Source organism: Dactylosporangium maewongense, assembly GCF_039531485.1.
GTDB lineage: Bacteria > Actinomycetota > Actinomycetes > Mycobacteriales > Micromonosporaceae > Dactylosporangium > Dactylosporangium maewongense.
Map to the genome: position 1 here is coordinate 84,742 of NZ_BAAAQD010000034.1, position 23,289 is coordinate 108,030.

20 protein-coding genes are annotated in these 23,289 nt (G+C 72.8%); 10 read left to right on the forward strand and 10 right to left on the reverse strand.

What is annotated here, in order from left to right:
• Nucleotides 1-125 precede the first annotated feature (125 nt).
• Nucleotides 126-701: a hypothetical protein gene (locus tag ABD332_RS50935; RefSeq protein WP_344512764.1), complete on the reverse strand. Its 576-nt coding sequence runs from the start codon at nucleotides 699-701 to the stop codon at nucleotides 126-128.
• Nucleotides 702-1,131: 430 nt separating this feature from the next.
• Between ABD332_RS50935 and ABD332_RS50940 the strand changes: the two genes are divergently transcribed.
• Both ABD332_RS50940 and ABD332_RS50945 read left to right on the forward strand, forming a co-directional pair.
• Nucleotides 1,132-1,638 carry a DUF7919 family protein gene (locus tag ABD332_RS50940; protein ID WP_344512766.1) on the forward strand — a complete coding sequence of 169 codons (507 nt, stop codon included), beginning with the start codon at nucleotides 1,132-1,134 and terminating at the stop codon, nucleotides 1,636-1,638.
• A 107-nt stretch (nucleotides 1,639-1,745) separates the two neighbouring features.
• Complete coding sequence (locus ABD332_RS50945) at nucleotides 1,746-2,582, forward strand: IS5 family transposase (protein WP_344512768.1); 837 nt, start codon at nucleotides 1,746-1,748, stop codon at nucleotides 2,580-2,582.
• Nucleotides 2,583-2,720: 138 nt separating this feature from the next.
• On the opposite strand, the gene ABD332_RS50950 is transcribed toward ABD332_RS50945, so the two are convergent.
• Nucleotides 2,721-3,230, reverse strand: a complete 510-nt coding sequence (locus ABD332_RS50950; RefSeq protein ID WP_425552419.1) for a DUF4265 domain-containing protein — start codon at nucleotides 3,228-3,230, stop codon at nucleotides 2,721-2,723.
• 240 nt (nucleotides 3,231-3,470) lie between these two features.
• Nucleotides 3,471-4,580 (reverse strand): DUF7638 domain-containing protein, encoded by a 1,110-nt coding sequence (locus tag ABD332_RS50955; protein ID WP_344512772.1) that lies wholly within the window; start codon nucleotides 4,578-4,580, stop codon nucleotides 3,471-3,473.
• A gap of 31 nt (nucleotides 4,581-4,611) precedes the next feature.
• Between ABD332_RS50955 and ABD332_RS50960 the strand changes: the two genes are divergently transcribed.
• Nucleotides 4,612-5,859 (forward strand): ADP-ribosylation family protein, encoded by a 1,248-nt coding sequence (locus ABD332_RS50960; protein ID WP_344512774.1) that lies wholly within the window; start codon nucleotides 4,612-4,614, stop codon nucleotides 5,857-5,859.
• A 2-nt stretch (nucleotides 5,860-5,861) separates the two neighbouring features.
• Here ABD332_RS50960 and ABD332_RS50965 read toward each other — a convergent pair whose 3' ends face one another.
• Complete coding sequence (locus ABD332_RS50965; protein WP_344512776.1) at nucleotides 5,862-6,260, reverse strand: hypothetical protein; 399 nt, start codon at nucleotides 6,258-6,260, stop codon at nucleotides 5,862-5,864.
• A 59-nt stretch (nucleotides 6,261-6,319) separates the two neighbouring features.
• Between ABD332_RS50965 and ABD332_RS50970 the strand changes: the two genes are divergently transcribed.
• The 4 genes from ABD332_RS50970 (at nucleotide 6,320) to ABD332_RS50985 (ending at nucleotide 14,542) form a co-directional block, all read left to right on the forward strand.
• Nucleotides 6,320-10,111, forward strand: coding sequence for an ATP-binding protein (locus ABD332_RS50970; RefSeq protein WP_344512778.1), 3,792 nt, complete (start codon nucleotides 6,320-6,322; stop codon nucleotides 10,109-10,111).
• A 4-nt stretch (nucleotides 10,112-10,115) separates the two neighbouring features.
• On the forward strand, nucleotides 10,116-10,661 hold the full coding sequence (locus tag ABD332_RS50975; RefSeq protein WP_344512780.1) for an RICIN domain-containing protein: 546 nt from the start codon (nucleotides 10,116-10,118) through the stop codon (nucleotides 10,659-10,661).
• A 91-nt stretch (nucleotides 10,662-10,752) separates the two neighbouring features.
• Nucleotides 10,753-13,536, forward strand: a complete 2,784-nt coding sequence (locus ABD332_RS50980) for an AfsR/SARP family transcriptional regulator (protein WP_344512782.1) — start codon at nucleotides 10,753-10,755, stop codon at nucleotides 13,534-13,536.
• A gap of 46 nt (nucleotides 13,537-13,582) precedes the next feature.
• Nucleotides 13,583-14,542, forward strand: a complete 960-nt coding sequence (locus ABD332_RS50985; RefSeq protein ID WP_344512784.1) for a CehA/McbA family metallohydrolase — start codon at nucleotides 13,583-13,585, stop codon at nucleotides 14,540-14,542.
• A gap of 18 nt (nucleotides 14,543-14,560) precedes the next feature.
• Here the strand turns inward: ABD332_RS50985 and ABD332_RS50990 are convergent, their stop codons facing one another.
• The 5 genes from ABD332_RS50990 to ABD332_RS51010 form a co-directional block, all read right to left on the reverse strand.
• On the reverse strand, nucleotides 14,561-14,860 hold the full coding sequence (locus ABD332_RS50990) for a hypothetical protein (protein ID WP_344512786.1): 300 nt from the start codon (nucleotides 14,858-14,860) through the stop codon (nucleotides 14,561-14,563).
• Between the two features lie 216 nt (nucleotides 14,861-15,076).
• Nucleotides 15,077-16,345 carry a barstar family protein gene (locus ABD332_RS50995; RefSeq protein ID WP_344512802.1) on the reverse strand — a complete coding sequence of 423 codons (1,269 nt, stop codon included), beginning with the start codon at nucleotides 16,343-16,345 and terminating at the stop codon, nucleotides 15,077-15,079.
• A 121-nt stretch (nucleotides 16,346-16,466) separates the two neighbouring features.
• The gene (locus ABD332_RS51000; RefSeq protein WP_344512788.1) at nucleotides 16,467-17,468 is read right to left on the reverse strand and encodes a hypothetical protein; all 1,002 of its coding nucleotides are present in this window, start codon (nucleotides 17,466-17,468) and stop codon (nucleotides 16,467-16,469) included.
• A gap of 34 nt (nucleotides 17,469-17,502) precedes the next feature.
• Complete coding sequence (locus ABD332_RS51005; RefSeq protein WP_344512789.1) at nucleotides 17,503-18,069, reverse strand: Uma2 family endonuclease; 567 nt, start codon at nucleotides 18,067-18,069, stop codon at nucleotides 17,503-17,505.
• A gap of 103 nt (nucleotides 18,070-18,172) precedes the next feature.
• Nucleotides 18,173-18,751: a TetR/AcrR family transcriptional regulator gene (locus ABD332_RS51010; RefSeq protein WP_344512791.1), complete on the reverse strand. Its 579-nt coding sequence runs from the start codon at nucleotides 18,749-18,751 to the stop codon at nucleotides 18,173-18,175.
• A 95-nt stretch (nucleotides 18,752-18,846) separates the two neighbouring features.
• Between ABD332_RS51010 and ABD332_RS51015 the strand changes: the two genes are divergently transcribed.
• Together ABD332_RS51015 and ABD332_RS51020 are read left to right on the forward strand one after the other, a co-directional pair.
• A complete protein-coding gene (locus ABD332_RS51015) occupies nucleotides 18,847-19,866 on the forward strand; it encodes an aldo/keto reductase (protein WP_344512793.1) in 1,020 nt (339 codons plus the stop codon).
• Between the two features lie 54 nt (nucleotides 19,867-19,920).
• The gene (locus ABD332_RS51020; protein WP_344512795.1) at nucleotides 19,921-21,492 is read left to right on the forward strand and encodes a bifunctional 3-(3-hydroxy-phenyl)propionate/3-hydroxycinnamic acid hydroxylase; all 1,572 of its coding nucleotides are present in this window, start codon (nucleotides 19,921-19,923) and stop codon (nucleotides 21,490-21,492) included.
• Between the two features lie 91 nt (nucleotides 21,493-21,583).
• Here ABD332_RS51020 and ABD332_RS51025 read toward each other — a convergent pair whose 3' ends face one another.
• A complete protein-coding gene (locus ABD332_RS51025; RefSeq protein WP_344512797.1) occupies nucleotides 21,584-22,003 on the reverse strand; it encodes a YjdF family protein in 420 nt (139 codons plus the stop codon).
• 195 nt (nucleotides 22,004-22,198) lie between these two features.
• On the opposite strand from ABD332_RS51025, the gene ABD332_RS51030 reads away from it, so the two are divergent.
• Entirely contained in the window at nucleotides 22,199-22,648 is a 450-nt protein-coding gene (locus ABD332_RS51030; protein WP_344512799.1) for a hypothetical protein, read from the forward strand.
• Nucleotides 22,649-23,289 lie beyond the last annotated feature (641 nt).

The window sequence follows — 23,289 nt, forward strand, 5'->3', positions numbered from 1 at the left end:
TGGTATTGGTCGGCGACGACTGGCGGGCTCGTGGCCTACGAGAGTCGTCTGGAGTTGGCGCGGGTCCTGCTCGCGGCCCCGCCAACGCCAGCAGGGCAGCCGACATGACGGCAGAACATGCGTCCTCAACTCGGCAATTGACAGTCCTGCGCCACAATCTCCTTCCAGGTCCCGACCAACTCGACCTTCACCTCCACCGACCGCCGCTCGCCGTCGGCCGCGACCACCACCAACGCAAGCGGCAGCGGCTGCTGCTCGACGCCGGCGGCACACACAACCACCACGCTCGCGGGGAACCGCGCAGCCCCAGCCGCAGCGACCCGCTGCTGACCCCACACCCGAAAGTTCCCGCTCGCAGGACCCGAGACCTCCACCGGCAGCGGGCCACCGTTCGCGACCGCCACGCTTCCCTCCATCGAGACCCGGCCGTTGGAGCCCGTGGTCGTCGAAAGATCCGCTACCGCAACGAACAACGAAACGCGCGCAGAATCCAGCTTTCGCTGCTCCCACCGCGTCCAAGCGCGTCCGAACGCCGCGCCGATCAACGCGCCTATCAGGACCAGCACCACGACGCCAGACGCGGACACCCGCAACGACGTCCAACGCCGCCGCAGCCCAACTGGCCGCCGCGACAACGGATCATCGACCAAGTCAAGATCAATATGCCCGCTCGGGCGAGCTTGGCTTTCCAGACCATCCACCGGCAAACACTATCTGGAACCCACCGCGCAGCGACCATCCCGAATCGCCGCGACCAGCCCGAGGCGCAATCTTCAGAACCCCCACGCCACCACCTCGAAGCCAAGACATCCCGAGCGGCGCGGTGCAGATCTTGAGGAACTCGCCTGGCCCAACGCCCGGCAACTACGCACCCTGCCCCCGTGCCACCCGAACCGCGACATGCAACGCCAACCAGAAAACGACAGACCGATGAGAAGCCGTGTGTAAGAGCGTGTTTGAGAAGTGCTCTAGTTTGGCCGGCGAGCCTGCGTAACCGCCAGCGTCGATGCCGCCAAGGTGGCCGGATGTCTCGGCTGCGGCGCTGCCCATTGAACCTGATCGAGGAGCAGGTCTCGACCCGCCTGGCCGATCTCGTCGGACGCTTCCGTACCCGACGCTGTACCTTGTCTCGTGGCCTACTTCGCGGACCTGACGCCCTATGCGTACTCGTACAGGGATCACGACACCATCTGGTACGAATGGGGCAGGCTGGACTACCGCCCGCAGTACGAGCGGCGCAACGTCGGCTGGCTGGACGCGTCACATCCGTTCGACCGGGGCCCGGGCCCGGACTGGTTCGCCGGCGCGTTGCTCGACGTCATCGGCGACCCGTGCGTCAACTTGTCGCGCGGCGGCCACGACTGCGAGTTCTGCCCGCCGGGCACGGACATCATCACCGATCCGCGGCTGGGCCGGGGGTGGCTGGCGGTTGACGAGATCAGGGTGCCGGCCGGGCCGGGCGTGATGTTCGCGGCGCCGTCGCTGGTCTGGCACTACGTCACCGCGCATGACTACCGGCCGCCGGCGGAGTTCGTCGAAGCGGTGCGGCGATACGACGCCGGCTGGGCCACCGAGCCGGGCCCCTGGATCCCGCCCGACGCGGAGCGCACCGTCTGGAAGAACCGCACCGCCGGGTAGCCGGCGTCAGCACGACTCCGCGACAATGCCCCCCCAGCAGGTCGGACACGTGTGGGGCGGCGGCGCGCCGGCGTGACTACCGATGTCGATGCCGCCATGGTGGCCGGATGTCTCGGCTGCGGCGTTACCCTTCGGACCTGACCGATGAGCAGTGGGCGCTGGTGGAGCCGCTGCTCCCGGCGCCGAAACAGGTTGGCCGGCCGGAGAAACATCCACGTAAGTCCATTGTGGACGGCATCCTGTACGTGGTCCGGACCGGCTGCGCCTGGCGGTACCTGCCGGCGGACCTCCCACCGTGGCAGACCGTGTACTGGTACTTCAAGCAGTGGGAAGAGGCAGCGGTCACCGAGGCGATGCTCACCACGCTGCGGGAGCAGGCACGGGTACAGCAGGGCCGCAACCCCCAGCCCAGCGCAGGAATCATCGACTCCCAAAGCGTCAAGGGCGCCGACACCGTCGGCCGCGACAGCCGCGGCTACGACGCTGGCAAGCGCATCAACGGCCGGAAACGGTTCATCGTCACCGACACGCTCGGTCTGCTCGTCGTCGTAGTCGTGCTCGCCGCCAGCGTCCAGGACCGCGACGGGGCCAGGACCACCCTGCTGAGCACGTACCTGGCCACACCGATCCGGTTCGTCTACGCCGACGGCGCATTCGCCGGCAAGCTCGTCGAATGGGCCGCGACCATCGTCCGCACCGCCCTGCACATCGTGCCCAAACCCGCAGATCAGCGTGGCTTCGCCGTCATCCCCCGCCGCTGGTGCGTGGAGCGCACCCTGGCCTGGCTCACCACCCACCGCCGCCTGGCCCGCGACTACGAACGCGACCCAGCCACCTCCGAAGCCATCATCCGCTGGGCCGCCATCAGCACCATGAGCAGCCGCATCGCCCGAGGCCGACCAGCCACCCGCCAGGAACGCTGGCGCTGGCCCGACGACAACTAAGCCACTTCTCAAACACGCTCTAGGACCCAGGCGGCAGACACCAGCTCGACAAGATCATCCGGAACCTGCAGCCACTCCTCCGAGGGGACGGTCCCGCTTCGCCTGGCCCGCGCGACCCCGGTAGTTGAACGCGTCGGCCTACGCGTTCCACCAGCGGTCAGTGCCGTAGCCCACCTCGTACTTCCACCAGCCGTTCGACTCGCCCTCCACCAGCACCCGCTTGATCTCTCCGAAGTCGGCGTCGACGGGCACGTCGAACGCCACCAGCGGAAACTCCGCGCTGAAGACCTCGCCGCCCAGGCCGAAACGCTTGAACACGGCGTGGACGGCCTGGGCGCTCGGGCCCAGCGGCCCGGAAGGCACCGGAAGCACACGGACAACGCAATGTCCGGATGCCTGCACCCGTCCGGTCGCCCACCGCACACCTTCGGCGTCGGTCCCGAACCGGACGACGTCACCTTGCGCAACACCGTTCTGCAGGAACACCACGTTGTCCACCCGAGCCGTATCCTCGCTCAACCGGGTTGCCCACAAGCCTTCGGTGTCATGCGGCAACCAGCCCTCGCGCTGCACGAACTTGAACCAGATCTTGATCGCGTCGCCCACAGGCCGCTCGTGCGGCACGGAATCCGTCGTCACACCCGACATGATCCGCGACCGGTGCCTTCTCAGTGCTGCTGCGCCTTCACTTTTTCCCACTGCTTGGTGAGGGCCTCGTGGAAGTGCTTGTTGAAGTCGTCGGATCCCGGGAGGTTGCCCGGCCACGAACAGCCTGACCTGCGCGTCGGTGCACCACGGCCCGAGCTCCAGCCTCGACCAGGGCGCCGTCGCCGCCGCGGGCCACGCCAGCACCTCGACGACCGGACGCATCGTGATCACGGCGCGGGACTACCCGGCAGCCGGGGAGGAGCCGAGGAAGCCGGCCTGCTCGGCCACGAGCTCCGACCGGACGAGTTCCAGCAGGCGGCCGACCCAGTTCCGGGTGTCGGGGCCGCCGCCGTGTCCGAAGGAGTCGCTGCCGTAGTCGATGCGGGCGTCGCCGGTCGCCACGAGGACGTCGGCGAGGGCCGGGTGCTGGGTGAACTTCGCCTGCAGGACCGTGTGCATCGCGGCGGCGCGGACGAGCGGCCAGTCCGGGCGCAGCGGCGCGGTCCTGGCGGTCCGTTCCGCGAGCATCGCCGTCGCCGCGGCGCGGATCGCGTGGCGGGCCGCCTCGTCGGTGGTGGCGAGGGCCCAGTACGCGTGCACCGCGCTGGCGTACGTCGACCCGGCGACGGTGACCGGCACCGGGTACTCGTTGCGCAGCCAATCGATGTCCGGCGCCTGGGGCCAGGTGCCGGGGAGCCGTGCCAGCATGACCGTGGCGTCCTGCGGGCCGTCGACGGATCGGCCGCCGTGCAGCTGGGCCGCCGCCCTGGTCCGGTCGGCGAAGTACTCGTCCGCCTGTGCGTGCATCGCCGGCGTGACGACCGTGCCGCGGGGTGTGCGCTCGCCGACCTGGGTGCACAGCACCTGCAGCGGCCAGTCCTTCGCGTCCATGTCGCCCAGGGTGAACATCCGCAGGTGTTCCGGGACGGCCAGGTACGCCTCCCGCAGCGCCACCCGGTCCGCCTCCGTCCGCGTCTCCAGGTAGCGGTCCAGCGCCTGCCGGCAGCGGCCGGTGGAGTCGGGCCGGTCGTTGAGCTCGTCGATCAGGTCGGCGACCTCACCCAGGAGGCCCTCGGCGGTCACCCACATCTCCGGCTCCTCGATCCGCCAGCCCGCCAGCTCATGGGCGCTGGCCTCCGCGCCGGGCTCGAGTCGCGTGGCGACCCAGCCGGACGCCAGCTTCTCGCGCAGGCCGTCGAGGTCGACCCAGCCCCAGCAGTCGATGACGCCGTCGGCGAAGACGAACAGCTCGGTCAGGAAGTACGTGTCACCGTTGCGGATGAAGATGGGCCGCCAGGTGCCTTCGATCCGCTCGCCGTCGACGAAGCGGTACGTCCTCCTGAGCGCCACCGGCGAAGTGTACGGCCGTAGAGTGCGGTCCGTGACCAGCGAAGCCATGCGGCTCATCGGCTACCGGAAGTTCGACGACGACGGTGTCACGCTCACCGCGCTGTCGGAGCTGGCGCACGTCGACGGGCTCGGGCTGGTGGTGCGGGTGTCGCTCTACGACCAGCGGACCTACAGCGGGCCCACCGCGACCGTCGTGCTCGGTGACGACGCGGGGGAGCGGGTCGCGGCGGCGGTGGCGCGGCTGGAGGTGCCCGGCGCCGCCAGGGCCGCGCTCGGCGCGTCGCTCAGCGAGACGCTCGGGCTCGACGAGGCGCGGTTCGACGAGTCGATGTTCGCCCCGACGGAGGCCGACGAGGCCCGCCGGTCCGCGTCACTCGACGTCATGACCGGATTGTTCCCCGCCGTCGAGCAGCGGTTTTCGCAGGTGTACGGCCTGCGCCTGCCCCGGCACGTCGCGGTCCTCGCGGCGGCGCTGCACAGTCTCGGCGACCACGAACGCCGGGCGTTGCAGTCGCTCGGGCTGTCGGACTGGGGCGTCCTGGACTACTTCGCCGACGGCGGACTGGAGCGGGCCGGCCGCGACGGGCTCGACGAGCGGCTGCACTGCCGGTTCCGCCGCGACCCGGCCGAGCTGGTGACGATCCTCGGCGGCGGCAGCGACGGGCTGCATTACGGCCTCTGGTACGACGACCCGGCCGAGCTGCCCTCGTTCGTCGCCTACAACTACGCGAGGGACTCGGCGGAGACGTGGACGGCGAAGGCCCCGACGGGCCTCGCCCAGATCCGCCGCGTGCTCGACGACGCGCTCGACGACGACGAGGACCCCGAGCGGTACTGGACGCTGTACCCGCTGCGGGCCGTGCTCGACTGGTTCGACGCGGCCGACGCCGCGGCGTGCGCGGCCGACGGACCGCCGCGCTGGGCCGACGCGCAGCGGCCCCCGGGCGGCGTGACGCTCGGCGCGGTGCTCCCGCCGGACAGCGGCGACCCGCGCGTCGGGGAGACGGAGGCGCGCCACGACGCGTACCGCGGCGACGAGGAACGCACCCGCGGCTGGATCGCCGAGGCGACGGCGGAGCTCGCCGCCGGCAGGCCCGCGTTCGCGCTCGTCCTCGGCCGGGAGCTGCACTGGCTGGACGCCGACCGGTACCGGCGGGAAGCCGTCGAACTGCTCGCCGGCGCCTACCGCGCGCTGGGCCGGGACGCCCTGGCGGGCATCGCCGAGGTCCACGCCGCCAACCGTGACCTGCCGTCGGTCGACGTCCTGCAGCCGCGCTGACGTCACCGGTCTTCGAGACGCTGCCGCCACCAGGCCCGCGCGTGCCGGGGGCCGCGGGCGGCGGCCCACGGGTCGGGCAGCGTCTTGCGCAGGAACTCCTCGTCCAGCGCCGCGACGAGGCGCCGCAGCTCGCGGGCGGCGTCGCGGGGCAGGGCGTGCAGCGCCGCCTCGAGGATGTCCCGCTGGAAGGTGATGTCGCAGCTCGGGCTGGGGCACTGGCCGGCCAGGTCGATCCAGCGGCCCGCCTGCCGGATCTCGCGCCGGTAGGTGCGGAGCGCGCCGCCGACATCGCCGATGCGGGGGCGCAGGGCCTGGATCGCCGCGTTGGCTCGGCTCGACAGGCCGTCGATGGTGGGCGTCCGCGGTGTCACGCGGCCGGCGCCCGGGGCGTTACGCGCCATGCGCCTTTCGGAGTCGTCGCATGCGACCCATTGTGGCACAACGCTATGCTCGACCGGTCATGTCCGGGAGCGTGCGGTTCGCGATACTCGGGCCGCTCCTGGTGTCCCGCGACGGCGCGGTCGTGCCGGTCGGCGGTCCCAAGCAGCAGGCGCTGCTGACCCTGCTGCTCCTGCGACCCAACCGGGTGAACAGCACCGGCTGGCTCACCGACGCGCTGTGGGACGGCGACCCGCCGCCGAGCGCACAGGTCACGCTGCGCAGCTACGTCGCCGCGCTGCGCCGGGCGCTCGAGCCGGGCCGCGGCGCGCGGGCGCAGGGCACGGTCGTGGTCGGCCACGCCGGCGGCTACGAGCTGCGCGTGCCGCCCGAAGCGGTCGACGCCGCCGAGTTCGTCGCGCTCGCCGAGGCGGGCGCCCGGGCCCTCGCCGCCGGTGACCCCGCCACCGCCGAACGCGACTACACGCGGGCCCTCGCGCTCTGGCGCGGCGACCCGCCCGCCGGGAACCTGTCGGCCGTCCACGCCGAGGTGGCCAGGCTCGCCGAGACCCGCCTGGCGGTCGAGGAGGGCCGCTGCACCGCCGCCGTCGCCGGGGGCCGGCACCACGCGGTCCTGCCCGACCTGCGGCGGTTCGTGGCCGAACAACCCGCCAGGGAGTCGGCGCGCGGGCAGCTGATGCTCGCGCTGTACCGCGCGGGCCGGCAGACTGAGGCCCTCGCCGTCCACGACGAGGGCCGCCGCTTCCTGGCCACCGAGTTCGGCGTCGAGCCGGGCGCGGCGCTGCGCGAGCTGCACCACCGGATCCTCAGCCACATGGTCCCCGAGGCCGGGCCGACCGTCCACATCGGACACGAAGGCGCGCCGGCCGGTTTCGCCGGGCGGGAGGCCGGGCGGGAGGCGCGGCCGGCCGGCTTCGTCGGGCGGGTCGCCGAGCTGGCCGTCCTCGGCGAGCATCTCGGGGCGGCGCTGCGCGGCGGCGGGCGGATGGTCGCCGTCGTCGGCGAGGCGGGCATCGGCAAGACGACCCTGGCCACCGCCGTCACCGACCGGGCCGCGGCCGCCGGCGTCCCCGTGGTGTGGGGTCGCTGCCCCGCCGTCGGGCAGGCGCCGCCGTTCTGGCTGTGGAGCCAGATCGTGCGCGGACTGCTCGCCCTCCCGCACGCCGAGGCCCCCGCGGCGGCCCTCACCGGGTTCGTCGGCGGACCGTCCACGGTGGACGTCGCACCCGATCCCGCGGCGAGGTTCCGCGCCTATGAGGCGGTTTCGGCGTTGGTACGAGCGGCCGCCGCCCCCTCCGGTCTGGTGCTCGTCCTCGACGACCTCCACGCGGCCGACCCGGACTCGCTGCTGCTGACCCGGTTCCTGGCCGCGACCGTCCACACGGGACGGACGCTCGTGGTGGCGACACTGCGCCCGTACGAGCGCGACCCCGCCCTCGTGGAGACCCTCGACGACCTCGCCCGCGGCGCCGGCTCCGGGCAGCTGCGCCTCGCCGGCCTCGACCCCGCCGGGGTCGCCGACCTGGTCGCGGCCCGCACCGGCGCACCCGCGCCGGACGACGTGGTGCGGCGGCTCGCGGAGCGCACCGGCGGCAACCCGTTCTTCCTCACCGAGGTCCTCGGCGCGCCGGGGGAGCGGCTGCCGCCGAGCGTCCGCGACGCCGTGCGGCTGCGCCTGGACGGCGTCCGCGACGCGGTCACCCGCGAGTGCCTGGACGTGCTCGGCGTCGCCGGACGGGACCTGGAGCTGCGGCTCCTCGCCGCCGTGACCGGCGCCCCCGCCGCCGAGCTGCTCGCCGGCCCGGCCGCGGCGCAGCTGGTCACGGAGGCCGGCCCCGGCGCGGTCCGGTTCCGGCACCCGCTGTTCGCCGAGGTCGCGTACGCCGAGCTGCCCGCGGCGCGACGGGCCGCCCTGCACGCCCGCCTGGCGTCCGCGGCCGCCGACCCGTACCCCGGCGCGCTCACCGCGGGCGAGATCGCGTTCCACTATGGACGGTCGATCGGCCTGGGCCACGCGGGCGACTTCCTGCGCTGGACGGTGCGCGCCGCCGACGACGCCGCGCGCCGCCTCGCGTACGAGGACGCGCTCGCCCACCTGGCCCGCGCCACCGACCAGCTCGCGCCGAACGCCGCCACGTCCCCCGGCGCGGCCGCCGCCGAGTTGGACGTGCAGCTGCGCCGGGCGGCGCTGCTGCAGATCACCGTCGGCGTCGGCAGCGACGCGGTCGCCGAGGCGGCCGCCCGGGCCAGGTGGCTGCTGCCGTACACGGGCACCGGCACCGACGTCCGCGCCGCGCTGTGGACGCTGGGCGAGGTCGCCTGCAACCGCGCCGAGTACACGGTCGCCGAGGACCTCGCCCGCCAACTGCTCGCCTCCGCCCCATCCGCGGGGGCGTCAAACGACTCCGGCGCGCCCGCGGAGGAGCCGCTCGGTGCAGGCGCGCCTCCGCGCGAGCCGCTCGGTGCGGGCGCGCCTCCGCGCGAGCCGCTCGGTGCGGGTGCGCCTTCGGACGAGCCGATCGGTGCGGGCGCGCCTTCGGACGAGCTGCTCGCCGTCGCCGGCCCGTACCTGCTCGGTGTCGCCTGTTACTTCACCGGTCGCCTCGCCGAGGCCGACGAGCACCTCAGCACCGCCGTCGACCGCCTCGCCGCCGTCGACCCCCGCCACCTGCGCTCGCAGGCGGGCCGCACCCGGCCCTCGCCGCGTACAACTTCCGTGCCCTCGTCCGCTCGCTGCGCGGCCTGCCCGCCGCCGCCCGGGAGGACCTGTCCTCGGCCGCGGCACTCGCCGAGCGCTGCGACGACCCGTACGGCCGCGCCAACGCCGCCCTGTACGCCGCCTGGACCGCCCTGCAGGAGCACGACGTCCCCGCCGCCCTCGCCGCCGCCCGGCGCTGCCGCGAGATCGGCACCCGCCAGGGCATGCCCCACTTCGTCACCACCGGCGACTTCGTGGCGGCCTGGGCGGCCGTGCACACCGGTACACCCGCCGCCCTCGCCACGATGCGCACCACCGGCGAGGCGATCCACCGCCTCGGCCTGCGCGCCACGAGGACCATCTCCATCGCCGCCATGGCCGACGCCCACCTCGCCGCCGGCGACCGCACCACCGCCGCCACCCTCGCCACCGAAGGCCTCACCGCCGCCGCGGCCATGGGCGAACAGGTCCTCACCGCCGAGCTCCTCCGCGTCCGCGGCCTCGCCACCGCCAACCAGGAAGACCTCCACACCGGCGCCGCCACCGCTACCACCCAGGGCGCCCTGCTCCTCCTGCACCGCTTCCGGCGCTGACCCCGGCCGGCGGAAACGGTCAGGCAGTGGCGGCCAGGGCGATCCCGTAGTTCTGGCCCTTCTTGCGCACCCGCCAGATGCCGGAAACGACGCCCCGGGCAACGGTCACCAGCGGGAGCATCTCGGTCAGGTCGGAGATGAACATCGGGTAGTGGTGCCCGTCGGCGCCGCGCCACACCAGGTACTTCGCGGAGCGCCCCGTCCGCATCGAGTCGATGGTGAGAGTCGCCTCGAAGTCGACGTTGGGCCGCATGGTGTACGGCACGAGGCGCTCACCCAGATACGAGTGGGCCCACCGGTCGTCGACCCAGAACATCAGGTTCCCGTGCTGGTCGTAGGGCACTTCCAGGATCGAGCTCTTGCGCGCTGCGATGATCGCCTCCGGGCCGACGTGTCCAAGGTGAAGATCGTCTCCCGCCGCCGAAGGAAACGCCATAGGGTGGACGTCCGCTGCCCGGCGGAGACCGGCGTGAGCGGGGTTTCAGCAGCGTTTCAGGGGTGCCGGTCAGCCTTCTGGGAGATCGGCCGGGTGGGTCCGGCCGGCGGAACCAGACGGAGGTAGGACCATGAAAGCAAAGCGCAGCGCCGGTTGGCGGGTTGTCGTCGTGCTCGCGGCGGCGGGTGCCGTGCTCTTCGGGGCGGCGACCAGTGCGGCAGCGGCGACACAGCAACAGGCGGCGCAGGTCGCTGCGGCGCCGAGGCTGGTGATCCTCGCGCAGGACGGCGGGGCCAGGCTGCTCGACGCGCACGAGATCGCGTCGCAGGACTACAACGTGGTGACCAGGCCGTACCAGACGGACAACACGCAGAAGTGGTGGCTGACGGACGTGGGCGGTGGGCTGTACACGCTGCAACAGGCCAGCAGTGGGCGGTTCCTCGACGCGCACGAGATCGCGAGCCTCGACTACCGGGTCGTGACGCGGCCGCGGCAGACGTTCGACAACACCCAGCTGTGGCGGCTGCAGGACTACGGCGGCGCGTTCTACACGGTGCAGCAGGTGAGCAGTGGACGCTACCTGGACGCGTACGTGTCCAGCGCGCAGGACTTCCGCGCCGTCACGCGGCCGTGGACGGGTGCCAACTCGCAGGTGTGGCGGATCGTGGGCGCCTGATACCGGCTGTCAGGTCACCGACCGACGGGTCCCTCCACCGCCACACCTGCGGCTACCGTTTACCGGTCGTTGAAGGGGTGTGGGGGACACGATGCAGGTCAGGCTCCTCGGGCCGATCGACGTGACGCAGGCCGGGGTGCCCCGCGAGGTGCCCGGGCTGCGCCGCAAGGCGGTGCTCGCGGCGCTGGCGGTGGGCCGGGGTGAGGTGGTCAGCACCGACCGGCTGATCGACGCCGTCTGGGGTGAGGACCCGCCGGCCACGGCGATGAACACGTTGCAGCGGCACGTGTCGTACCTGCGGCAGGTGCTGGGCGGGCGGGACACCATCGTGGCCCGTCCGCCCGGCTACGTTCTGGCGCTGCCGGGCGACGACGCCACCGACGTCGCGGTCGCCGAACGGCTCATCCGGCAGGGGACCGCGCAGGGTTCCGCGCAGGGTTCCGCGCAGGGCGAGCACGCCGAGCGGGTGCGCGTGCTGCAGCAGGCCCTCGCCCTATGGCGCGGCAAGCCGCTCGAGGACATCGCCGGCCAGACCGGCCTCGACGCGGAGGCCGAGCGGCTGGAGGTGCTGCGCCTGCACGCCCAGTCGGCGCTCGCCGAGTGCCGGCTGCAGCTCGGCGAGCACGCGCAGCTCGTGCCCGACCTGGAGCGGCTCACCCGCGACCATCCCCTCGACGAGGGGCTGCACGGGCAGCTGATGCTCGCGTTGTACCGGTCGGGCCGCCCCGCCGACGCGCTCGCCACCTACCAGCGGCTGCGGCAGGCGCTCGCGACCGAGCTCGGGCTGGACCCGGGCCAGCACCTCCGCGACCTTGAGGCGGCCGTGCTGCGGCAGGACCCGGCGCTCGACCTGACCGCGTCGCGGGTCACCGCCGCCGCACCCGCCGCGCCGGCGCAGCTACCGCTGGCGGTGCGCGGGTTCGCCGGCCACGCGGAGCGCCTCGCCCGGCTGGACGCCCTCGTGCAGGAGGCGGCGGCAGCGCGGACCACGGTCGTCTGTGCCGTGTCCGGCCCGCCCGGCGTCGGCAAGACCAGTCTCGCGGTGCACTGGGCGCACCGGGTCGCGGACCGGTTCCCCGACGGTCAGCTGTACGTCAACCTGCGCGGCTTCGACCAGCGCGGCGCCGTGATGGACCCGGCGGAGGCGCTGAGCGGCTTCCTGCACGCGTTCCGGATGCCGCGGGAGCAGGTCCCGGCCGGGCTGGACGACCGGGCCACCCGGTACAGGAGCATCCTGGCCGGCAAGCGGGTCCTCATCATCCTCGACAACGCCCGCGACGCAGACCAGGTCCGCCCGCTGCTGCCCGGCGCGCCCGGCTGCCTGGTCCTGGTGACGAGCCGCAACCAGCTGACGCCGCTCGTCGCGGCCGAGGGCGCGGTGCCGCTCGCGCTGGACCTGCTGACCACGGGGGAGGCGCGCGAACTGCTGACCCTCCGGCTCGGCGCGGCCCGGACCGCCGCGGAGCCCGCCGCGGTCGCGGAGATCGTGCAGCGGTGCGCGCGGCTGCCGCTCGCGCTGTCCATCGCCGCCGCGCACGCCGCGACCCGTCCGGGCACGTCGCTCGCCACGCACGCGGCCCAGCTGCGCGACACGGCCGGCGGGCTGGACGCCCTCGACGGCGGCGACACGAGCACCGACGTGCGGGCGGTGTTCTCCTGGTCGTACCGCGCGCTGACGGACGACGGGGCGCGGATGTTCCGCCTGCTGGGCCTGCACCCGGGCCCCGATCTCGGCGTGCCGGCCGCGGCCAGCCTCGCCGGCGTCGGGCTGCCGCGGGCGCGGGCGCTGCTGGCCGAGCTCGTCGAGGCGAACCTGCTCACCGAGCACACGCCCGGCCGGTTCCGCTTCCACGACCTGCTGCGCAGCTACGCCGCCGAACAGGTCTCCGCGGACCGGGCCGCCGCCGTCCTCAGGATGTTCGACCACTACCTGCACACCGCGCACGCGGCGGTCATGCAGCTGGACACCGGCCGCCCGCCGACGCGGCTGCCACGCCCCGCCGACGGCGTCACGGTCATCAAGGTCCGCGGCGGCGACGAGGCGATGGCGTGGTTCACCGCCGAGGACGCGGTCCTGCTCACCGCCGTGCACGGCGGCGCCGCCGAGGGCCTCGACGAGCACGTGTGGCGGCTCGCGTGGACGCTGACCACGTACCTCGACTGGCTGGGCCGCTTCGACGACCTCATCGCGACTTCCACCGCGGCCCTCGCGGCCCTGCTGCGCGTCGGCGACGTCCTCGGCCGCGCGCACGTCCACCGCGACCTGGGCCGCACCCTCGCCCGGCTGGGCCGCTTCGACGAGGCCGCGACGCACCTCGACCAGGCCATCGACCTCTACCGTTCCCTGGGCGACCCGGTCGGCCAGGCCCGCACCCACCACAACATCGGCTGGATGCTGCAGGTCCAGCAGCGGCACCGGGAGGCGCTGGCCCACAGCGAGCAGGCGTTCGACCTGTTCGAGGCGGCGGGTGACGTACTGTGGCAGGCCCGCACCCTGAACGCGGCCGGATGGCTGCACGCCCAGCTCGGCGACCACCGGCGGACCCTGGACCTCTCCGGCCGGGCGCTGCAGCTGCTGCAGGAGGTCGGCGACCGGCACGGCGAGGCGGGCACGTGGGACAGCCTCGCCCTCGCCCACGACCATCTCGGCGACCACCAGCAGGCGACCCGCTGCTACGACAAGGCGATCCAGCTCTTCGAGCAGCTCGGCGACCGCGCCACCGCCGCCGACGTCCTCGTCGCCGCCGGCGACCGCCACCACGCCGCCGGCGACGGCGCCGGGGCGGCCGTGTCGTGGCGCCGCGCCCTCCAGCACTTCGAGGCGATCGGCGACCCCCGCGCCGGCGACGTCAACCGGAAGCTGCAAGCGGTCTGAGGCGCACGCTCTCCGGCGGGGGTGCCGGCGTGGCTACGATGCCGCTATGGCCGGGGACCTGCACTGGCTCAGGGGTGACTGCCACGTGCATTCCCGGCGCTCGCACGGTGGGGAGCTCACGCCGGAGGAGCTCGTCGGCGCCGCCCGGGCGGCCGGGCTCGACTTCATCGCCGTGACCGAACACAACCTGGACGCCGCCGGGGACCCGTGGTCGCGGCTCGCCGGCGACGGCCTGCTGGTCATCCCCGGTCAGGAGGTCGTCACCGAGACCGGGCACTGGCTGGCGCTCGGCCTGGCTCCCGGGCACGTCGCCGACTGGCGCTACGGCGTCCGCGACGACCTGATCGACCGGCCCGTCGCCGAGGTCCAGCGGGCCGGCGGCCTGTGCGTCGTGGCGCACCCGCACGCCCCGTACCCGGCGGGCACCTTCATGTACCCGTTCGACGGCTTCGACGCGGTCGAGGTGTGGAACGGGCAGTGGAGCTCCGACCTGCCCTGGAACGCCGACAACGAGGCAGCCCTCGCGGAGTGGGGCCGCGGCCTGGCGATCGGCGTCCACCGCCACCGCTGGACACCGGCGATCGGCAACAGCGACGTCCACCTGGCCGGCCAGATCGGCACCCCGCAGACCGTCGTCCACGCCGCGGACCTCACCCAGCACGCCGTGCTCGCCGCCCTGCGCGCGGGCCGCTGCTGGATCGCCGGGTCCGCCGCGATCCAGCTGACGCTGGTCGCCACCGCGGGTCCGTCCGAGGCCGGAATCGGCGAGCACCTGCCCGCCGCCGGCGGCGAACCCGTCACGGTGGAGGTCCACGTGAGCGGCGTGCCGTCGGGCACGGTCAGCCTCCACACCGACCGCGGCCGGTCCCACCAGGAGGCGCTGCCTCCCGCCGGCGCGGGCACCGCGACCTGGTCCACCACCGACCGGCCCACCTTCGTCCGCGTCGAGGTCCGCCATCCCACCGGCCACATGGCGGCACTCACCAACCCGGTCATCCTGACGTAGCAGCGCCGCGACGGGGCTTCAACCGGGTCCGGAACGGGTCGCCGGCGGGTCGCCCAGCGGACACTCCTCGTCGACGACGCGATCCCGCCACGCCTCGTCGGTGCGCACCTCCGAGGGCGGCGCGAACCGGAGATCCCCGGTGTCGACGCTGCCGACCAGGTCGAACACGTCGTACAGCCCCACCGGCAGCCCCGCGTTCCGCGGCAACGGCACCGGGTCACCGACGACGACGGGAACGCCCTGCTCGACCGCCAGCCGCCGACACGTCTCGACCCGCTCCCGGAGCACCTCGTTCACGTCCACCGCGGACTCAGCCACCAGTCTCGCCGAACTCCGCCGCCGATGAGACACCTGTGATCGCAACGCTCCTCCGCCCCCCCGACCGACCAGCACCTTGACATCGACCACCGTGGAACCGGCCCGAATCGGCATGCCGGCCCTGTGGAGGACGGCTACGCGCCCGCGCCGTTGACTCCAGCCCCCCTCATCGGGTGGGACCGGGCGACGTCGCGGCTGTCGGCGTCGGCCTGCAGCTCACCGTAGGTCGATCTCAACCTGGTGCGTCGTGAGCATGTTCAGCAGATATTCCATGGTGACGGCAGGGCCCAGCCGGCGCCGGTCGTAGCCGGCGACGAGGTGCGCGCGGGCGACGGCGGAGTCGTGCCACACCAGGCGAAACGGTGTCTGCGCGCCGAACTTCCCGCACAGGCAGTCGTCGAGGGCGTCGAGGTTCCAGCCGAAGTATCCACCCGGGCCGTTGATCGCCTCACCGATCGCGCAGTAGAACCCGTCGATGTCGGTCACGAACCGGCCGTCGAGGTCGTATGTGGTGCCGGCCGGCCGGTCCGGCGTACCGGACGGGTGGGCGAGCGCCATGCCGGCCCAGTGATGGCGCAGCTCCCGGTCGTAGCCGGCCCACAGATTCTTCCCGGCGGGCCGTCCGGTGTGCCAATGCTCCAGGATGCTGAGGACGCCCGTCGGCAGCGGCTCCTGCGGATCGCTGTCGACCGTCACGTCGACGAGCCCGGCACCGAGCCGTGACGGCCCGCTCGCGGCGACCGTTCCGGACACCACGGCACCGATGATCTGGTCGGCCGAACCGTCGGCGGCGACTGCGTACACCTCGGCGCGGACGCGACGGCGACGCAGACCTGCCTTTGTCGACTGGCCGAGCGCACCGAGCGCGGTCAGCAGCAGAGGTTCCGGCCGGCAGCCGAGCAGCCGGATCTGCGGCACGGGTGGTGCGGCCTGATCGCGGAACACGCCGGTGACGTCCCGGCATGTGCCGTAGGGCTCCTCGTCCCGGCCCTGGACCACGAACTCGGTCACCTCGCCGGGACGCACCACGGCATCCGTGCGGTCGTAGACATGGACGAAGCCGCTGAGATCGATGTCCACGGTTCCCGGCACGGCGAGGCTCGGCCGTTGCGCGAGCACGACGATGTCGCCGAGGTACTCCCCCCACCAGGGCGGCGACGTGCCCGGCGGTGGCAGCGGCACCGCTATGTGGACGTCGCCCAGCCAGGCCTGATCTGTGCCGAACGCCTCGGCGGGCAGCCGGTCGAGGAGGTCGGCAAGCGCGCCGCCCGGGGCGCAGCCGACGAGCGTGAACCCCTCCCGGGGCCGGGGCGGCAGATCCACGAACAGTCCGTCGATCTCCGCGCACAGCGCCAGCGGGATGTCGTCCTCGTAGGTACCCTCGAAGCCGACGTCACCGAGGAGCAGCCAGCGCGGGTCGACCGGATGCTCCCACGTCCACCGCGGCCGCTCGGCCGGCAGGACCGCCTCGGGACCGGCGCCCATCGTCACACCGAGACCCTACCCCGCCGGAGACGCCACGACGGGGCGCACCGGTGGACGGTCGAGCACGGCCGGGCGCAGTCCGTACACAGGGTGGAACAACGCAATGACGGCCACCCTACGATCATGCACGCTTGCGATCAGCGTCGATGTCGGCGGGCGCCCGCACGGCGGCCGCCCGCTGGCCCTGGGCGCGAAGAAGGCGCACCAGCAGGTGGAGGGCGGTCTTGTCGCCGTCCTCCGCGCGGCGGCGCAGTTCGCCGGCGCGGCCTTCCTCGAACAGGAGCCGGTCCAGCCGCCGCCGCGCGTGCACGTCGACGCCGGCCTGATCGGCCAGTTCGTCCAGCAGGCCGGCTCTCGCCAGAAGGTCCATGTGCCACAGGTGTGCGTTGTGCCGGTGGAAGTCCTGGCTGTAGCACTCGGCGAACTCGCTGACGACGGCGATCGCCGTGGTCCAGTCGCCGCGCGCTTCGGCCGCTTCCGCCGCGGCGTGATCGAACCACGTCTCCATCCGACCAGTCTCGCGCCCGGGCGGCGGAATCAGGGGGTGGGCTTCACGGGAATTCGTCATCCATGGGGCGACGTATCGGTGTTTGCGGGTCTGGTACGCCCGGAGGTTGCACACGGTCGCCGCGAGGCGCGGGTACCCGGGCCCGAACACGTACCGCGTGAAGAACGTCGGCAGGTCGGGCGCGAACTCGTCGACCTCGATCTCCTCCAGCCCGGCGCCGTCGATGCAGTAGAACCGGTAGCTGTCACCGTCGATGTAGTAGACGCTGCTGTCCGCGACGTCGAGGGAGAGGTCACCGATGACGATGACGTCGTCCTCGGTGTCACCGGTCACGACATACCCCTCACCGATCGCCGGCGGGCCGCCCAGCGGACACTCCTCGTCGACGACGCGATCCCGCCACGCCTCGACGGTGCGCACCTTCGCGGGCGGCGCGAACCGCAGATCCCCGGTGTCGACGCTGCCGACCAGGTCGAACACGTCGTACAGCCCACCCGGCAGCCCCGGATTCCGCGGCAACGGCACCGGCGCACCGATGACGACGGGAGTGCCGTGCTCCACCGCCAGCCGCCGAAACGTCCCGACCCGCTCCCGCAGCACCTCGATCACATCCACCGCGGCCTCAGCCGACCGCCCAGGTGAGACAGAATCAGAATTCGCCAAGGTCGACTTCGACCAGGAAGGGCGCGGTCAGCTTGACGACGCCGGTGAAGATCTCGCTCTCGCGGTAGCGTGCGGTCGCCGGGTCAAGAACGTACGTGTAGAGGAGAGGCGCGCCAGTGGCGGCCTGCTCGACTCGCCAGTAGAACTGAATACCGGCCCTCGCGTACTGATCGGCCTTGACGATCCGATCGGTCGTCTCCGACCCGGGAGAGACCACCTCGACCACAAGAAGCACATGCTCGGGTCGGGTCGGAGTGACGTCGATGGTCTCCGCCCGGTAGACCGTCACGTCAGGACGACGGTTGTTCAGCGGCACGTCCTGAAGCCGGACGTCGAAGTCGGTGTCGGCGTTCCAATCCGGCCCCGCAGCGGCATCCAAGACATTCGCCAGTAGCCTGGCCAGGCGGTTGTGCCGCTTGGAGGCGCTCGGACCCGCGAGGACCATCCCATCCACGATCTCGATATCCGCGCATTGCTCCCTTGTCCAGGACGCGTATTGCTCGGCCGTGATCTGCTCATGCATCCAGGCCGGCGCGACAATCTCGGCCGTCATGCACACCTCCTGAACGACGATCGGTAGGCGACAAGCCGTTCCTCTCGGCTCGTCTGGGTCTGTTGTCCTGATTGTTCCACTGCCCCCGCCGCGGTCGTGCCGTTCAGGCGGCGGGCGGTGGTGGGCGGAGGCCGGCGACGAGGAGCTGGGCCATGTGGCGGGCGTCGTAGCGGGGGTCGCGGCCGGCGCCGATGCAGAGGTTGCCAACGGCGTACATGAGGGCGAACGGCTCCACGTCGGGCCTTGCCTCGCCGGCGGTGACGGCCGCTGACAGCAGGGACGCGCAGACGGGCAGCAGGCGGTCGATGAAGTACGCGTGCAGCGTCTCGAACGTGGTGTCGTCGGACCGCAGCGCGGCGGCGAGGCCGTGCTTGGTGACGAGGAAGTCGACGAACAGGTCGATCCAGGCGGCCAGGGCGGCGTGCGGGGAGGCGGTGCCGGCGAGGAGGTCCGGGCCGGCGGAGGCGCACGCCTCGACCTGGTGGCGGTAGACGGCGACGATCAGGTCGGCGCGGGTCGGGAAGTGGCGGTAGATGGTGCCGACGCCGACGCCCGCCCGCGCGGCGATGTCGCGGACCGGGGCGTCGACGCCCGCCGCGACGAACGCCGCGGCCGCCGCGTCCAGCAGGGTCTGCTCGTTGCGGCGCGCGTCGGCGCGCTTCCGTGGTGCCTCGTGCGTCACTGCCCGCTCCAGGAACTTGGCAAACGGAACCGTGTTCCGTATCGTCGAGAGAGCGGAACGAGGTTCCGCTTATGGGGAAAGGATGCCAGACGGCCATGCAGTACCGCACTTTGGGCCGCACGGGTGTGCAGGTCAGCACGCTCGTGCTCGGCGCGATGAACTTCGGCAGCATCGGGCGCACCACGCAGGACGAGGCGACGGCCATCGTCGGCGCCGCCCTCGACGCCGGGATCAACATGATCGACACCGCCGACATGTACGGGCAGGGCGAGTCCGAGGAGATGGTCGGCCGGGCGATCGCCGGGCGGCGCGACGACATCGTCCTCGCGACGAAGGCGGTGATGCCGATGGGCGACGAGCGCAACCACCGCGGCGCGTCCCGCCGGTGGCTCGTCACCGAGCTCGACAACAGCCTGCGTCGCCTCGGGGTGGAGCACGTCGACCTGTACCAGATCCACCGTTGGGACCCGACGACCAGCGACGAGGAGACCCTGTCGGCGCTCACCGACCTCCAGCGCGCCGGGAAGATCCGCTACTTCGGGTCGTCGACGTTTCCGGCGTACCGCATCGTGCAGGCCGAATGGGCGGCGCGGCGGCACCACCTCGGCCGGTATGTGACCGAACAACCCAGCTATTCCATCCTGCAGCGGGGAATCGAGGCGCATGTGCTGCCCGTGACCCAGGAGTACGGTCTCGGCGTGCTCGCGTGGAGCCCGCTCGCGTCGGGATGGCTGTCGGGCGCGGTGCGGGAGGGCCGGGAGATCACCACCAGCCGGTCGGCGATCCTGCCGGAGCGCTTCGACCTCGGCATCGCCTCCAACCGGGCCCGGCTCGAGGCCGTGGAGCGGCTGGCCAAGGTCGCCGAAGACGCGGGACTCACGCTAATCCAACTCGCGTTGGGTTTCGTGACCGCGCACCCGGGCGTGACGAGCGCGATCATCGGGCCGCGCACGCTGCAGCACCTGGACTCCCAGTTGGCGGCGGCGGATGTGGTACTGCCGGCCGACGTCCTCGACGCCGTCGACGCGATCGTCGCGCCGGGCGTGGACCTGGCGCCGCAGGAGAAGTTCGACACGCCACCGTCGCTGCTCGACGCCGCGCTGCGCCGCCGGTAGGGACCTCCACACGGGTTCCACACGGTTCCCACAGCGTGTTGGTGGACTGCCCGGATGGACACAGACGTCGTCGTGGTGGGTTGCGGGCCGGTCGGCGCGCTCACCGCCAACCTGCTCGGCATCCGCGGGGTGCGGACCGTCGTCGTCGAGCGCAGCACCGCCCCGCACGGGCAGCCGCGGGCGTTCTCCTGCGACGACGAGGCCCTGCGGATCTACCAGCAGGCGGGGCTGCGCGACGAGGTCGCCGCCGACATGTACCCGCCGCCGCTCGTCGAGTACGTCAGCGGCGACGGCCGGCCGTTCGCCACGATCGCGCTCGACGAGGTCGACTTCGGCCTGGGCAGCGAGCCGCTGCACTTCTTCGACCAGCCCCGGCTGGAGGCGTCGCTGCGCGGCGGCCTCGAACGGTTCGAGCACGTGTCGCTGCGGACCGGCGTCGAGCTGACCGGCCTCGACCAGGACGCCGACGGCGTCACGGTATTCCTACGCGCGTTGGATAACGGCGCCGTCAGCTCGCTCCGGGCGCGGTATGTGCTCGGCTGCGACGGCGCCCGCAGCGCAACCCGTGCGGCCGTTGGAATCGCGTTGAGTGGCACGTCGTACGCCGAGCCGTGGCTGGCGATCTCCGGCGACGTCGAGCCGGGCGGCGTCCGCCAGCCGACGACCAGGTTCGTCTGCGACTGGCGCCGCCCCGCGTTCGTCTCGCCCGGCGCGTTCGGCACGCACCGCCTCGAGTTCATGCTCCGCGCCACCGAGACGCCCGAGGAGATGACCCGGCCTGAGACGGTGGCGCGGCTGGCCGCCCCGTACGTCGACCCCGACCGCTTCACGGTGACCCGCGCCGTCGTGTACACCTTCCACCACCTCGCCGCGCGGCAGTGGCGGGCGGGCCGGGTCTTCCTGCTCGGCGACGCCGCCCACCAGATGCCACCGTTCCTCGGCCAGGGCCTGTGCAGCGGCCTCCGCGACGCCGCGAACCTCAGCTGGAAGCTCGCCATGGCCCTGGACGGCACCGCCGGCGACGACCTGCTCGACACGTACGAGGCCGAACGACGCCCCCACACCGCCGCGATGGCCGCCATGAGCGTCCGCCTCGGCCGTGTCTTCCTGGTCCGCAACCGCGTGCTCGCCTTCCTGCGCGACACCACCCTGCGCGCCGTCCAGGCGGTGCCCCGCGTACGCCGCCTCATCCGCCACTTCGAGTTCAAGCCCGCGCCGATCCTGGACAAGGGCGCGCTCGCCGGCGGCACCCGCCGCGGCCCCATCGGCACGATGTTCCCCCAGCCGCTGGTCCTGCCAGCCGGCGCCACCGACCCCGTCCGCCTCGACGACGTGCTCGGCACAGGCTTCGCGGTGATCGGCCCGTCCGTGACCGCCACAACCCGACGCCCCGGCCCGCCGGCAACCCTCATCCGCGTCCTGTCACCCGGCACCACCCCCGCCGCCGCAGAAGCCCCCGCCGCGTCAGACAGCCCAGCCGCGGCAGAAGGTCCTGCAACGGCGGAAGACGCACTGACGGTGGTCGACGTCGACGGCGTGCTGACCGCCTGGTTCGCCAAGCACCGCGCCGAGGTGGCAGTCCTGCGCCCCGACCGCTTCGTCTACGCCACCACCCTCACCGCCTGACCAGCGCCCGCGGGTGCATCGTCCAATCCGGACACTGGTACACCCCCGACGACGCCGACCGTGACGGCCGAGGTCGCCATCGGCCCGGCCGTCAGTGGCCGCGGTGGCGGTCGCGGGCCTTGGCGCGCCGGACGTCGCGGCGGTGCTCGGCGTGTGCCTCCTTCGCCTCGCGGCCGCGTCGGATGGATGCCTGCTTGCGCAGCTCCAGCTCCTTGCGGACCGCCTCCTGGGCCGCGGTGCTCGGCCGCGCCGCCTGCGCGGCCCGGGCCGCATCCCGGGCCAGCCGCTTCGGGCCGCGGGCCGGGGGCTGCGCCGGCTGACCGGCCACCGCGGCGGACCGTCCGGCCCGGTCGAGCAGGGCACCACCGTGCCGGAGCAGGAACTGGTACAGCTCGGCATCGGTCGGCTCGCCGCCGAAGACATGCCGGGTCGCCCGTACACCCTCCGGGTCACGCACTTCGAGCACGGCAACCCAGAACGGGTTGTCGAAGAACACGGTCAACGTCGCCATCACGGTCTCCTGAGTGCAGGCAGCATGCGTCCTGCACCGGACAACCGGTCAGCGAACGGACCGGCAGGAGACGGATCGCCACCGAAGCGGCGACGCCCCGACTACCGACGGGGCCGTGTTTTTTTGCGCCGCCAACGATACCCTGCGCCGGCAGATGGGCGCTGGTGGATCGGTGGGGGCGGTAGGGTCCGCGGCATGGAGTTGCGCGACGCGCTACAACGCAGGCCGGTCACGGCCGAGCGACGAGCCGCGATCACAGCGGCGGTACAGCGGATCGAGGAGCTCGTCGGCAGCGGTGCGGACGCCGCCGCGGCGGTCGCGGCACTCAACGAGACGACCGGCCACCGCTTCGGGCCCGACGACTTCCGCTATCGCTGCGGAGCGCCGGACCGCGAAGCGCTGATCGAGTGGGCGTGCGCGGCACCGCCGGTCCGGCTGCCCGACGTCACCCGGGACGAACTGGTCGAGATCGTGCGACGCATTCTCGCCGACCCGGCCGACGACTGGTCCATCGCCGCGTTCGACCGCAACACCGTGATGCCGGGCGCGAGCGGCCTCATCTTCCACCCACCGCCCGCACTGCGCGACGCGACGGCGGAACAGATCGTCGACGCCGCGCTGGCCTACCGTCCGATCGCGCTCTGACGCGGCGCGGGCCGGACGGTGGCCGGGTCCGCGCGGTGCACCCGATCGTCACTGGCGTGGACGTGGTGAGCGCGGGCGGGGGCGCGGAAGCGCGGCGGGTGGACGGCTGAGGTGTGACATGGCGCGGAGGAGCTCGGAGCGTTCCTCCGGCTTCGTGCCGCGCAGGACGATGAGGACCAGGACAACGCGAGCCGTTGCCCAGATCGCCGCGCAGGCGACAGGGACGAGAAAAGCGAACGCGGGCAGCGCGCCCATTGCGGTACCTCCGGCAGACACGGCAGCTTGCGTTCGGCGCTGGGCCGAACGTGAGCGTGCAGCTGATACCGGAGGTCTCTTCCGCCGTCCGCTACGCGTGGACGACCGGCAGTGCCGGGTCGAACCCCGGGATGGGCTCCGACCGTGCTGACGACAGCTGCCGTGGGGGTTGCCAACTGCCGACGAGCAAATGGTCAATAGTGCTCACTAGTTAGCTATAATTTGCATTGTGAACCTCAAGGAATGGGCAGCGGCCACTGGCATCTCGTACGCGACCGCGCGCCGGCGTTACGAGACCGGGACGCTACCCGTTCCCGCATACCGGCTTGGGCGCCTGATCATGATTGGTGAACCGCTGACCGGCTCGGCTTCAACGTCCGGGCAGA